Origin of the sequence: Pseudomonas sp. FSL R10-2964 (assembly GCF_009600035.1) — a bacterium.
GTDB lineage: Bacteria > Pseudomonadota > Gammaproteobacteria > Pseudomonadales > Pseudomonadaceae > Aquipseudomonas > Aquipseudomonas bubulae.
Genome location: NZ_WIWH01000066.1, coordinates 1 through 13143, shown reverse-complemented (window position 1 = coordinate 13143; position 13143 = coordinate 1). Strand labels below are relative to the sequence as shown.

The 13143-nt window shown below is 54.3% G+C and carries 10 protein-coding genes; 8 read left to right on the top strand and 2 right to left on the bottom strand.

Annotated elements, in window-relative coordinates; all coding sequences use genetic code 11:
• Window positions 1–563: 563 nt before the first annotated feature.
• The 4 genes from GHN92_RS23150 (at window position 564) to GHN92_RS23135 (ending at window position 5547) form a co-directional block, all read left to right on the top strand.
• The gene (locus GHN92_RS23150; RefSeq protein ID WP_095019395.1) at window positions 564–1085 is read left to right on the top strand and encodes a fimbrial protein; all 522 of its coding nucleotides are present in this window, start codon (window positions 564–566) and stop codon (window positions 1083–1085) included.
• Window positions 1086–1178: 93 nt separating this feature from the next.
• Window positions 1179–1856, top strand: coding sequence for a molecular chaperone (locus GHN92_RS23145; protein WP_095003365.1), 678 nt, complete (start codon window positions 1179–1181; stop codon window positions 1854–1856).
• 99 nt (window positions 1857–1955) lie between these two features.
• Window positions 1956–4547 carry a fimbria/pilus outer membrane usher protein gene (locus GHN92_RS23140; RefSeq protein ID WP_095025561.1) on the top strand — a complete coding sequence of 864 codons (2592 nt, stop codon included), beginning with the start codon at window positions 1956–1958 and terminating at the stop codon, window positions 4545–4547.
• Window positions 4548–4557: 10 nt separating this feature from the next.
• Window positions 4558–5547 carry a fimbrial protein gene (locus tag GHN92_RS23135; protein WP_095019393.1) on the top strand — a complete coding sequence of 330 codons (990 nt, stop codon included), beginning with the start codon at window positions 4558–4560 and terminating at the stop codon, window positions 5545–5547.
• 178 nt (window positions 5548–5725) lie between these two features.
• On the opposite strand, the gene GHN92_RS23130 is transcribed toward GHN92_RS23135, so the two are convergent.
• The gene (locus tag GHN92_RS23130) at window positions 5726–6739 is read right to left on the bottom strand and encodes a DUF481 domain-containing protein (RefSeq protein ID WP_095003350.1); all 1014 of its coding nucleotides are present in this window, start codon (window positions 6737–6739) and stop codon (window positions 5726–5728) included.
• 141 nt (window positions 6740–6880) lie between these two features.
• On the opposite strand from GHN92_RS23130, the gene GHN92_RS23125 reads away from it, so the two are divergent.
• From GHN92_RS23125 to GHN92_RS23110, 4 genes are all read left to right on the top strand, one after another.
• The gene (locus tag GHN92_RS23125; protein WP_095003349.1) at window positions 6881–7234 is read left to right on the top strand and encodes an MGMT family protein; all 354 of its coding nucleotides are present in this window, start codon (window positions 6881–6883) and stop codon (window positions 7232–7234) included.
• 42 nt (window positions 7235–7276) lie between these two features.
• Complete coding sequence (locus tag GHN92_RS23120; RefSeq protein ID WP_095003348.1) at window positions 7277–8821, top strand: AmpG family muropeptide MFS transporter; 1545 nt, start codon at window positions 7277–7279, stop codon at window positions 8819–8821.
• Window positions 8822–8924: 103 nt separating this feature from the next.
• A complete protein-coding gene (locus GHN92_RS23115; RefSeq protein ID WP_095003347.1) occupies window positions 8925–10640 on the top strand; it encodes a proline--tRNA ligase in 1716 nt (571 codons plus the stop codon).
• Between the two features lie 17 nt (window positions 10641–10657).
• Window positions 10658–11611 (top strand): hypothetical protein, encoded by a 954-nt coding sequence (locus GHN92_RS23110; RefSeq protein ID WP_095003346.1) that lies wholly within the window; start codon window positions 10658–10660, stop codon window positions 11609–11611.
• Between the two features lie 113 nt (window positions 11612–11724).
• On the opposite strand, the gene dinB is transcribed toward GHN92_RS23110, so the two are convergent.
• The gene (gene dinB, locus GHN92_RS23105; RefSeq protein WP_095003345.1) at window positions 11725–12786 is read right to left on the bottom strand and encodes a DNA polymerase IV; all 1062 of its coding nucleotides are present in this window, start codon (window positions 12784–12786) and stop codon (window positions 11725–11727) included.
• Window positions 12787–13143: the final 357 nt, after the last annotated feature.

Below are 13143 nucleotides of genomic sequence, written 5' to 3'. Positions count from 1 at the left end.
CGCTGGTTGCTCATGGCACCTCCTAATGGGCCTCATTTTAAGGCTTGGAGGTGTCTACGAAACTAGGGGCGATTCACCTATCACCACCGCTCTCCAGGCGCAGTTCATAGCCCCGCAATACCCGAGCCCGCACTTGTTGGATTGAGGCGGAATTTTACTGCGGCTTGATCCCGGGAATATTCGAGCAAACCTGATTGATACAGTAGCCGATGCAGGTATTGGTCTTATTTTTCTCTGGCATCGCAGGCATGACCGTTATAGCAGGCATTCATGCCGGGGTTTTGCTGTGAGCGGCTATATAGTCTAGCCACAGCAACCTCTCAGAAAACTCTTACAAGAACAATAGCAAATGCCCATATAGCATTTAAAAGCCAAACAACGAACATACACACCCAAGCAGCTACCGCACAGTATCTCTTAAAAGAGAAACTGTGATGTCAACCAGGAATTCAAGGCGACATAACCTCCACCCAACAAGAGAAACAGAATTTAACAGCAAAACAGGAACACCTCATATATTGCACTATCCACACACTTAACCAAACGACATGAGAAATAACTGCATGCGAATTAAAATTATCGCTCTTACACTGCTGACAGGTTCCTCTATTGCAAGCATCGCTAATGCTGCGGACGGGACAATCAACTTTACGGGCACTATTCTCAGCGCGGCATGCACAGTGACGCCAGCGACTGGCACTCAGACAGTCCCACTTAATTCTGTCACCACGAGCAGCTTGAGCACCGCCGGTGTTACTTCGTCACCCACTAAATTCGATATCGTATTGACCAGTTGCCCTTCTACCGTCAGCACGGCCACCGTAAAGTTCGACGGCCCCACAGACAGTGACAACTCAAGCATCCTGAAACTTACGACTGAGCCAGGTGTCGCGACCGGTGTAGGCATCGCACTGTATGAAAAAGATGCCTCAACACAAATTCCGATCGGCACAAGCTCCACCAGCAGCACGCTGTCCACCACCAGTGACACTACCTTTACTTTTTATGCCAAGTACATGGCTACCAAGGCGGTCACTTCAGGTCCGGCTAACGGCAGCACAGACTTCACTATCAACTACAACTAGCCCCCACTCGCCGTGCATTGAGTAATTTCAATGCGTACTGACAACCTGTGCCTACCCCTTGCAAGGGGTAGGCACCTTGAGGAAAACCACACAATGCAATGGCTCACGTCCATCTGTATTACTCTAACTCTCGCCAGCCTGACTCATACTGCTTCGGCGGGAGTGGTAATAGGAGGCACTCGAGTTATTTATGACACCGCAAGAAAAGACTCTTCCTTCTCGGTAAGCAATACTGGAACATCAGAGCCTTATCTGATTCAGTCCTGGGTAGAAAACCTGCACGACAGCAATAAAGCCCCCTTTATCATAACGCCGCCCCTCTTTCGCCTTGACGCAGACCAAGAAAACACCCTGCGCATCATTCATACGGGGGGGCAGTTACCCGCCGATAAAGAGTCGGCATTCTGGGTGAATGTAAAAACAATATCAGCCTCGGAGAAAAGCGATTCCAACCAGTTACAAATTTCGGTCAAAAGTCGAATCAAGGTTTTTTATCGTCCTACTGGTCTCCCTGGTGATGCGACCGAAGCTTACAAGGCATTGACCTTTACTCGCCAGGGCAGGCAGCTAAAAGTTAACAACCCAACGCCGTATCATGTTTCTTTTTTTCACGTCCGCGTGGGAGATAAAGAAATACAAAATGCCGGTATGGTTGCCCCACAAAAAACGCTCAGCTGGGAGATTCCTCCCGACGCGACCGGACCTGTCAGCTGGCAAGCCATCAACGATTATGGCGGAGTTTCCCCCACCGCAAGTGCCGCACTGCAGTAGCCAGGTACTTTGCATACTTTATTGTCCAGGCCACCCTAAACTTCACACAGCCAAGCGATAGCGACTGAGTTTCACTGCAGTCGTATCGAGGTCGTTCGCATGCAAAAAGCCCCTTTCTACCAGGCCCTTAAATTCCAGGTGCGCCAGCGTGCGCCACTCTTGCACTGCACTCACCTGACTTTATTGATCAGCATACCCGCAACATTAGAACTCGCCTTCCAGCCCTCTTCAGCATTTGCGCAGGAATACTTCAACCCCCACGCTCTGGAAATGGGTGATCCTGGACAAAAGCCCATCGACCTAGAATACTTCGCCAACCAGGGCGGGCAACTACCAGGTCTATACAGTGTCGATATATATCTAAATGATAATCGGGTAGCCCATCGAGACGTAAACTTTGTGAGTATCGCTGGAACACTTCAACCCGAACTGACCTCACCTCAACTCCAGGAGATGGGGGTCAAGCTGGAAGCTTTCCCGGCCTTGCAGCAACTGCCCTCAACAAGCGCAATCAGTACATTGTCAGACTACATCCCCTATGCCAGCAGCCGGTTCGATTTCAAACTGCAGCGGCTGGATATCAGCATTCCCCAAGCCGCACTCACAAGCCAGGCTCATGGCTACGTGGATCCTCAGCTATGGGATCAAGGCCTTTCGGCTGCACTGTTGAACTATAGTTTCAGCGGTTCCAACACGCTCAATAATAATAGCAACAATCGCTCAAAGACAAACGACAGCTATTATTTAAATTTACGCAGTGGCCTGAACTTGGGCGCGTGGAGGCTGCGTAATTATTCTACGTATAATTCACGTAACGGAAATAACAACTGGCAGAACCTCGACACTTATGCGCAAAAGGATATTCAGTCACTAAAGGGGCAACTGACGTTGGGTGACAGCTCAACGCCCAGTGACGTTTTCAACAGTGTGCTATACCGCGGTATTCAATTAAATTCGGACGACAACATGTACCCTGACAGTCTGAAAGGGTTTGCACCCGTTGTTCGAGGCATTGCCCAGAGTAATGCCCAGGTCACCGTGCGACAAAATGGCTACATTATTTATCAAACCTATGTCTCGGCGGGTGCGTTCACAATCACTGACTTGTATCCCACGTCCTCCAGTGGTGACTTGGAAATTGCAATCACCGAAAGTGATGGCACCGTACGCCTTTCAACTCAATCATTTTCTGCGGTACCTGTAATGCTACGTGAAGGGCGCCTGAAGTATTCAGTGACTGCAGGACAATATCGTTCCAACGCCAGCGCAGCCAGCAAACCAAGTTTTATGCAAAGCACGCTGATTTACGGACTGCCCTATGACTACACCCTCTATGGTGGCTTACTGGCATCTGGAAAATATAATGCAACGACTGTTGGTATTGGCCATACGCTGGAAGGTTGGGGGGCGGTATCTGTGGATGCTACACAGGCACACGCCAAACTACGCAACGGGTCCAGCCATCAAGGGCAGTCTTACCGCTTCCTCTATTCAAAAACCATTAACACCACTGACACTACCTTTACGTTGGCTGGATATCGCTACTCCACCAGCGGCTACTACGACTTTCAGGAAGCCAACGAAATTGACCCCGACAACTTCAATAATTGGCGCGGAACCAGTACTAAACGCAGCAAGACGCAGCTCAGCATCAACCAATCTTTTGGAGACAAAGGAAACTTCTATCTTAATGGATACCAGCAAAGCTTCTGGCGTCAAAACAAATATGAACGCAGCCTGACGGCAGGTTATGACCTCAGTTACCGCAGCATCAACTACGGCTTGGCGTATACTTTCACCCAGACACCGCTTGATACTGGACGCAACAACAAAGATCAGCAACTTTCCTTCAAAGTTCAGTTCCCTTTGGGCAAGACACTCCCTAACAGTTGGGCCAGTTACAATTTCAACGCCAGCAAGCAAGGCAGCAGCGCTCATGACGTAGGCCTGAGCGGCACCGCACTGGCAGACAACAACCTGAGCTACAGTATTCAACAGCGGTACGCAAACCAAGGTGTCGGCAGTAGCGGTAATGCCAACGCAAACTACAAAGGCACTTATGGAGAAGCCAGGATTGGTTATAACTACGACACCCGATCACAGCAAGTCAATTACAACTTGCAAGGCGGTATTGTAGCCCACCCTTATGGTGTCACGCTTTCACAACAACATGGTGAAACCATGGCCTTGGTTCGGGCACCTGACGCAGCCGGTGCCAAAGTAAAGAATACTACCGGTGTAAAAACCGACTCGCGTGGTTATGCTGTCGTGCCCTATCTCAGTACATACCGAAAAAACCGGGTAGCGCTTGACACCGCAACACTCACTGACGACGTTGATATTGAGATCAATACCAAAACGGTGATTCCTACCAAAGGTGCGCTTGTATTGGCAGACTTTAAGACTCGTGTTGGCAAGCGTGTATTGATTTCTTTGAGTCACGGCGGCAAGCCCGTACCTTTTGGCGCTACCGCGACACTGCTGGAGAACTCAACTCATTCTAATAATGAGGGCGTTGTCGGCCTGGAGGGCGAGGTATACCTCAGCGGTGTGCCGCAGTCCGGAGCACTGCATGTAAAATGGGGGGATAAATCTGGCCAGCAATGCACGTCACACTTCATCTTGCCTGAGCTGCTTGTAGAGCAAAACGCCACCCCCGCCATCAGCTCCCTTTCAAGCATCTGTCAATAGGCGGAAAACCATGACTCTTGCCAAATATAAAGCCAGTGACCTTATCGTAAAACATAGAGGTCACGCTACTTTCGGATTGTTCATTCTTGCCTTTTCGAACATCGCCACAGCCAGTTGTTCTTTCTATAACGGGGCCACTTCAGAAATAAGAAAAGATATCAATTTTGGTTCTATCATTGTTCAGCGGGACAGTCCTGCTGGCACCGTATTGGCGACAATAAGCACCGGCCCATATCATAGTTCCTATCCCTTTTTCGGGTGCAACACGAGTTGGACATACCGCTGGACAAATGAAATATTTACTGTCCTGAGCCCCCTGGCAAACCGAATATACAACACCAATATTGACGGGGTCGGGATAAGTACAAATAATGAATCAAACACTTACATCGTACCGTACGACGAACCCCTAGGCGCCAACAATTATATTTCAATCCCCCGCGGTATGCGTGTAAGACTTATCAAAACAAAGGCGGGTGCCGTAGGAGCAGGAACTCTTACCACCGGAAGAATTGCCAGAGCGTCCATTGTTGGAAACTTCTATACCGCCAACATCACATTAGTGGGCGTTAATACTATTGTTCCCGTTGCCTGCTCCGTCACCAGCGCTTCCATCAACGTTCCGATGGGCGATGGAATACCGATGAGCACTTTTACTGGGCCCGGTAGCGTCGCCGCCGAAACACCATTCGCCATAGAGCTAAATTGCGATGCAAACACTCGTGTACAGGTCAAACTGGACGGCAGCCCCCATGCGTCTGCCGTCGAGGGTGTATTGGCGCTGAACTCCACCCCTTCCGGGACCATGGCCAAGGGCATAGGTTTACAATTACTTCACAACAGTACGCCTGTAAAGCTGGCGACTAATATTACCGTAGGGACCGTCACGAACGACGGCAACTACTCAATCCCACTGACGGCCCGGTATTATCAGACCGGCGCAAGCGTAAGTGGTGGCGTGGCAAACAGCACGGCAACATTTACCCTGACCTACAACTGATACCTTAAGTCGATGGTTGCATCTAGATATCAGGTCAGAACCTTAGTTTTTGAGGGAGAGCCCTGCCTCTAATGAGGCAGGCATTGGTGAATTTCAACATCCTTGGAATTCAAACGGGTGTTTTCTGATTCCCCACAAGATCCAAGCCCGCCCTCTCAAGTCATGCCGTACGGTTTTACTACCAGACCACGCCAAACCCTACGGTATAGCGGGTCTTGTTGAGGGCGTTATCAGAGCCACTCGAGCTGCCAATCAGGTCTTTCTCGGCCTTTAGATTCAGCGATGCCCATTCCGTGACCTTGTAACGCAAGCCGATTTCGGAATCGAGACTGTAGTCCGACTCCCCTTCCAGCGACTTGCCCAATTCACCATTGGTGAAAAACGAGACTGTTTTGCCCATCAGGTAACGGTTGTAATCCCACTTCATGGCCAGCGAGTAGAAGTTGTCTTTCTTACCGTCAGAGTATTCGTAATCAGTGCGATTGAGCAGTGAGCCCAGCGAGAATGCGCCCAATTCGTCATCCCAGAACTGGTAGCCGGGGCCGGTACCGACTGTACGCTGACGGGAAATGTCTTCCACCCGGTCGCGGTTATAGGTCAAACGACCTTGCCAGTACCACTTGTCGCTGATGAAGTAATCCAGCGCGTACTCAGCAGTCCAGTTATCCGTGGTTACCACATCGTTCTGAAACTCGCGGTTGTACTCACCCTCTGCGTGATGACGCCAGGCGCCGTGGCGGGCAGTGGTCTTGAAATCGAGATCGTAGTCGTCGGTATCCTTGTCCGCCCGTTTGTAGTCCATCGCCACATCAACATTGCCTTTCCAGACCATGTCTTCGACCAGCGGTTTGGGCTTGATGAGTTGCTGGATACTGGCCAGAGCTACGGTTTTCGGTGCTTCACCGTTGACCAGGGTTACGCTGCCGTCTTCGGCCGCCTGCAATGACTTGGCCTTTTCACCGGTCCAGGCATCCTGCTTGACCAGCAATTCCTGATCACTTTCCAGGGTCTTGACCTGCTTCCAGTCAATGGGCACGGCCCCCGCATACTCGGTCTGAATCAGTAATTTGCCGCCATCAAAGACTTTGATCTTGCCGCTCAGGCGGTCGCCGTTTTTCAACCACACCGTATCGGCAAACACGGGCGCAGCAAGGCACATGACAACAAGGCATAACAGGGTTCTGGACAACATAAGCGGATGCGAAACTCAGAAAAACGGAAGAATGCCGGCATTATCCGGATGGATACGCCCTTGAGGAAGAAAGACCGACTCATTGTGCCGGAGTTCATTCTATAGTTCTGTAACAACCCCCATCTTGACCAGAAGTGTCCCTTGAATACACTGCCAGACATTCTTCAAACTCCCGCCGAGATTCGGCGCACGGCGCTGTATTCAACCTTGATGATGGTGCCTGCAGGTTACGTGGTTACTTATGGGCAACTCGCCGAAGCGGCGGGTCTGGGTCGCGCAGCGCGCTGGGTTGGGCGAACGCTCAGCCAGCTCCCCGACGATACGCGCCTGCCGTGGCACCGGGTGCTCGCCGCCGGTGGTCGTATCAGTCTGCCTGCAGGTAGCCCGTCTGGTGATGAACAGCGCGCGCGTTTGCGGGCAGAAGGCTTGAGCATCATGAATAATCGCGTGGATATGCGACGCCATGGCTGGCGCCAGATAGAGCACTGCGGTTAGAGTGCGCCCTTTGTTTCCGCAACCAGAGGCAGACTCCAGTCCATGCCCCGTAAAACCTGGCGCGAAGCGCTAGCTGCGTATTCCAGCCCCTCGACCCTAGTGCTGTTGCTGCTCGGTTTTGCCGCCGGCTTGCCGTACATGCTGGTGTTTTCAACCCTTTCCGTCTGGTTGCGCGAAGCCGGTGTGGCCCGCGAAACCATTGGCTATGCCAGCCTGATCGGGCTGGCATACGCCTTCAAATGGGTGTGGTCGCCGCTGCTGGACCAATGGCGCCTGCCATTACTCGGCAAACTTGGCCGGCGTCGCTCATGGCTGGTGCTGTCACAGTCACTGGTTATCCTGGGCCTGATCGGCATGGGCTTTTGTGACCCGCAAAAACATCTGTCCTGGCTGATTGCCATTGCGGTTGTAGTGTCTTTCGCTTCGGCGACCCAGGACATTGCCGTCGATGCCTATCGCCTGGAAATCGCCGAAGACAACCGGCAGGCCGCGCTCGCCGCCAGTTACATGTCCGGTTATCGCGTAGCGGCCCTGCTGGCCACGGCGGGCGCCCTGTTCTTTGCCGAAGGCTTCGGTTCGACGGGCTTCAACTACAAACATTCGGCCTGGACCGGCACCTACGTGCTGTTCGGCCTGCTGATGGTCCCCGCACTGCTCACCACCCTGTTTATGCGCGAACCGCCGGTACCGTTGCGCACCCAGCTGTCGGCCGGGCGCTACAGCTTTGGCCATCAGCTGGCGTCAGTTTTTGTACTGATCGTACTGCTGGTATCTGTCCCGGCCATGTTCACCCAGCTCTACAACACCGATTTTGCTGGCGTGTTGTTTGAAGGGGTCAGCCCGCTGAACCTGATACTGGAAGACCGGGCGTTTCTACGCGCCATCCTGTACACCCTGCTCACCGTGTTGTGCCTTTCATCCATCGGACGACGCGGCCTGGCTCCGGTTCTGACCCCGGTTAATGACTTTATCGTTCGGTATCGCTGGCAAGCCCTGCTACTGCTGGGGTTGATTGCCACCTACCGCATGTCGGACACGGTCATGGGCGTAATGGCCAACGTGTTCTATATCGACCAGGGTTTCACCAAGGATCAGATTGCCGGTGTCAGCAAGATTTTCGGCCTGATCATGACCCTTGTCGGTGCGGGCATGGGCGGCTTGTTGATCGTGCGTTTCGGCATTTTGCCAATTCTGTTGATCGGTGGTGCAGCATCGGCAGGCACCAACCTGCTGTTCATGTTGCTGGCCGATATGGGCCCGAACCTGCAGATGCTGATTGTCACCATTTCCCTCGACAACTTCAGCTCCGGCCTCGCCACCTCAGCATTCGTAGCCTACCTGTCCAGTCTGACCAACCTCAAATTTTCCGCCACCCAGTACGCCCTGCTCAGCTCGATCATGCTGCTGCTACCGCGCTTGATGGGCGGTTACTCGGGGGTCATGGTCGAGAAGTTCGGTTATCACAACTTCTTTATCATTACCGCGGTGATGGGCATCCCGACGCTGCTGCTGATTGCCTTGCACTGGTATCAGGAGAGCCGCCGGGCCCGGCAAAAGCCCGTTGTCGACCTGGAAAAGGCCCAATAAACACGAGGGGGAGCACACCTCCCCCACCCGCCCTGTACGCAGGCAGATCTCGCCCGTACAATGCCGAGTCATTTCTAGTCATCAGCAACGGCACCGGCTAACCATGCGCACCAGTCAATATTTGCTCGCCACACAGAAAGAAACGCCTTCAGATGCGGTCGTTATCAGCCATCAGCTGATGCTGCGCGCAGGCATGATTCGCAAACTTGCTTCGGGCCTCTACACCTGGCTGCCCATGGGCCTGCGGATCATGCGCAAGGCCGAAGCCATTGTTCGCGAAGAAATGAACGCTGCAGGCGCTCTGGAAGTGCTGATGCCGAGTATCCAGCCAGCTGAGTTGTGGCAGGAGTCCGGCCGTTGGGAAGAGTACGGCCCTGAACTGTTGCGCCTTAAAGACCGCCACGGTCGCGAGTTCTGCGTGGGCCCGACCCACGAAGAAGTGATCACCGACCTGTGCCGCAACGAGTTGAACAGCTACAAACAGCTGCCAATCAACCTGTACCAGATCCAGACCAAATTCCGTGACGAAATCCGCCCGCGCTTCGGCTTGATGCGCGGCCGCGAATTCATCATGAAGGACGCCTACTCCTTCCACGCAGACACCGCTTCGCTGCAGGTCACCTATGACCGTATGCACCAGGCCTACTGCAACGTGTTCACCCGCCTGGGCCTGAACTTCCGCCCAGTTGAAGCCGACAACGGCTCCATCGGCGGTGCCGGCTCCCACGAGTTCCACGTTCTGGCTGAATCCGGCGAAGACGATATCGTGTTCAGCAATGGTTCCGACTACGCGGCCAACATCGAAAAAGCCGAAGCCGTACCCGCCGAAACTTCGCGCCCTGCTGCCACCCAGGAGCTGCGCTTGGTCGACACACCGGATGCCAAGACCATCGCGCAATTGGTTGATGGCTATGACCTGCCAATCGAGAAAACCGTCAAGACCCTGATCGTTCACGCCGCCGAAGCTGGCAAACTGATCGCTCTGGTGATCCGTGGCGATCACGAACTCAACGAAATCAAGGCTGCCAACCATCCGCTGGTGCACAGCCCGCTGGTCATGGCCTCGGATGCCGAACTGCGTGACGCCATCGGCGCCGGCGCTGGCTCTCTGGGCCCGCTGAACCTGCCACTGCCATGCATCATTGATCGCTCGGTCGAGCTGATGAGCGACTTCGGTGTGGGTGCCAATATCGACGACAAACACTATTTCGGCGTGAACTGGGAGCGCGACCTGCCAGTACCGACCGTTGCCGACCTGCGCAACGTGGTGGCCGGCGACCCTAGCCCGGACGGCAAAGGCACGCTGGAAATCAAGCGCGGTATCGAAGTGGGTCACATCTTCCAGCTGGGCACCAAGTACAGCGAAGCCATGAAGTGCCAGGTACTGGGCGAAAACGGCAAGCCGGTCACCCTGGCCATGGGCTGCTACGGCATTGGTGTTTCCCGCGTGGTTGCCGCAGCCATCGAGCAGAACAACGACGAGCGTGGCATTATCTGGAGCGATGCCCTGGCCCCGTTCCAGGTTGCCCTGGTACCGCTGCGCTACGAAACCGAAGCCGTACGTGAAGCTACCGACACGCTCTATGCCGAACTGACTGCAGCTGGCTTTGAAGTGCTGCTGGACGATCGCGACAAGAAAACCAGCCCCGGCATCAAGTTCGCAGACATGGAACTGATCGGCATCCCGCACCGGATCGTGGTCAGCGACCGTGGCCTGGCTGAAGGCAATCTGGAATACAAGAGCCGCACCGAAGCAGAGCCGCAAGCCCTGCCCGTTGCTGATGTGCTTGCCTTCCTTCAGGCCCGTATCGCTCGCTGAAACCAGATAGAGACGCCATGTTCACTCGAAACACCTTGACCCTCGGGGGCGCCGCCATGTGCGGCGCCCTGCTGCTGAGCGGCTGTGCCAATCACATGTCGCAACGCAGCGAGCACGAGGAACGCATCGAGCGCAAACTGCTCGCCCACAGCCTGCAGATCGATGTCGGCTCGCCAACTGTGCTTGAGCTGCCGCAACGTCGTGTGCGCATCAATGAACAGAAGACCTTCGAGGTCACCGAGTTCGATGTCACACGTCATTACGACCGCTACACCCCATACCAACCCTGGCGCGAAGTCTACGAGATTCCGTTGGGCGCGGTGGCTATTGTCGCCGGGGTAGGTGCCAATGTGCTTAATGTGTTCATGTTCGGGCAACTGCCTGACAGCGTGACCAAAGACTGGATCAACTACGGCTTTGCAGGGGTAAACCCGGCGATGAACGTGCAGTCCCATGGCCGCGCCGAGCAGAACCTGGCGGGGATTGATGATGTTCAGCGTGACAAGCGCCTGGAATATTCAAGCCTGCCCTGGGCCGAACGCCCGGTGGTGATCAAGGCTGGCAAACAGACCCACGAGCTGACCACAGACCGCAATGGCGTGCTGCGCCTCAACCTGCTGGACAGCCCTTTTGCCGAACAGGATCTCAATCACGTCGGCAAGCTGACCATCATGGTGGAAGACGCCCAGGACGAAACCCATTCCGATTCGACCCTGTCGATCAGCAGTCACCTGCGTGGCAAGCTGCTCGAAGCACATAACCTGATCTACGACGACCTGGAGGGTGACGACGTCAACCAATGGGTACATCGGGTCAAACGCCTGTCGGAACTGGGGCTGGAAGAAGAAGCCAGCGAACTGGAACAAAGCCTGATCGAACTCACGCGCAACGATCCTGAGCTGCAACGTGAATTTCTTCAATCCTTGACCAAAAATGCCGGGAGACTGGTAGCGGATCCCGGCGTCAGTTGACGCAACTCTGACATGTGGGAGCGGGCTTGCTCGCGATGATATGGCTGCGGTTTTCCTGACAGACCGCACGCCAGCATCGCGAGCAAGCCCGCTCCCCCAACCAGCAAACCAGCCTACCCCTTGAACAGCTCCAGCTGCTCAAAACCACTGTTCAAATCATGCAAACGCACGCCCAGCCCGAGCAATCGCACGGGCCTGGCACCGCGCGCAAACGCCTGGCTCAACAACCCCTGATAACTCTCAAGGTCGCGCCCGGCACCGGATTGCTCCAGCGTGGTCTGGGTAAAGTCATGGAACTTCACTTTGACAAACGGCTTGCCGGGGCGATAACTGCTGTCGATACGGCCAATACGCCGGTTCAGGGTCTCTAGCAACTCCGGGAGTTTCTCCAGGCAAGAGGCCAGATCTGGCAGGTCAGTATCGTAAGTGTTTTCCACGCTGACTGACTGACGCCGACTGTCACTTTGCACCGGACGCTCATCAATCCCCTGCGCCAACCCCCACAACCGCTCACCAAAACTGCCGAATTCCCGCACCAGAGCCAGTTTGTTCCAATCACGCAGTTGCAGGCAGGTTTCGATACCCAGGCGCCCAAGCTTGTCCGCCGTGACTTTGCCCACGCCATGCAGCTTATTGACCGGCAAGGCAGACACGAAATCATCAACCTGATCAGGGGTGATCACGAACAAGCCGTTGGGCTTGCGCCAGTCACTGGCAATTTTGGCCAGAAACTTGTTGGGGGCTACCCCGGCCGACACCGTGATATGCAACTGATTGGAAACGCGCCGGCGGATGTCCTGAGCTATGCGCGTGGCACTGCCGGCAAAATGCGGGCTGTCGGATACATCCAGATAGGCTTCATCCAGAGACAGCGGCTCAATCAGCTCGGTGTAGTCGCGCAAGATGCCGTGAATCTCTCTGGACGCTTCTTTATAAGCATCCATCCTGCCGTTGACGATGACCAGGTCCGGGCACAGCTTGAGCGCATGCCGGGACGCCATTGCCGAGCGCACGCCATAAGCCCGAGCTTCATAATTACAGGTCGAGATGACCCCGCGCCGATCAGCCGAGCCCCCGACAGCCATCGGCTTGTTTGCCAGGCTCGGGTCATCACGCATCTCAATAGCGGCATAGAAACAGTCACAGTCGACGTGGATGATTTTGCGCTGCGTCATGTAAGGCGGTGTTCTTCAAGGAGGTAGGCAATACTCGGCGCAAGTATGTCACCGCGAACTGTATATAGCACCAGTAGTCTTGATTCTCCCCGACAGACGCGGGAAAAATCGCAGCTGAATTGTTTTTTTCAATCGAATCTCTACCCTCAATAGAGCTACACCCCATACGGAACAGGGCCTGCAGGTCTTTTTATAGCTGTATTTTCTAGCTAAGCAATTGACGCATAACGAATTTTTCTAAATTAACGTTTGACAGCCCAGCGTATCGCTGTAGAATCCACCCCACAGACGCGGGATGGAGCAGTCTGGTAGCTCGTCGGGCTCATAACCCGAAGGTCGTCGGTTCAAATCCGGCTC

Coding starts and splice junctions, on each gene's coding strand:
- GHN92_RS23140 (WP_095025561.1), top strand. CDS start 1,956: ATGCAAAAAGCCCCTTTCTACCAGGCCCTTAAATTCCAGGTGCGCCAG.
- GHN92_RS23135 (WP_095019393.1), top strand. CDS start 4,558: ATGACTCTTGCCAAATATAAAGCCAGTGACCTTATCGTAAAACATAGA.
- GHN92_RS23110 (WP_095003346.1), top strand. CDS start 10,658: ATGTTCACTCGAAACACCTTGACCCTCGGGGGCGCCGCCATGTGCGGC.
- GHN92_RS23115 (WP_095003347.1), top strand. CDS start 8,925: ATGCGCACCAGTCAATATTTGCTCGCCACACAGAAAGAAACGCCTTCA.
- GHN92_RS23150 (WP_095019395.1), top strand. CDS start 564: ATGCGAATTAAAATTATCGCTCTTACACTGCTGACAGGTTCCTCTATT.
- dinB (WP_095003345.1), bottom strand. CDS start 12,786: ATGACGCAGCGCAAAATCATCCACGTCGACTGTGACTGTTTCTATGCC.
- GHN92_RS23120 (WP_095003348.1), top strand. CDS start 7,277: ATGCCCCGTAAAACCTGGCGCGAAGCGCTAGCTGCGTATTCCAGCCCC.
- GHN92_RS23130 (WP_095003350.1), bottom strand. CDS start 6,739: ATGTTGTCCAGAACCCTGTTATGCCTTGTTGTCATGTGCCTTGCTGCG.
- GHN92_RS23145 (WP_095003365.1), top strand. CDS start 1,179: ATGCAATGGCTCACGTCCATCTGTATTACTCTAACTCTCGCCAGCCTG.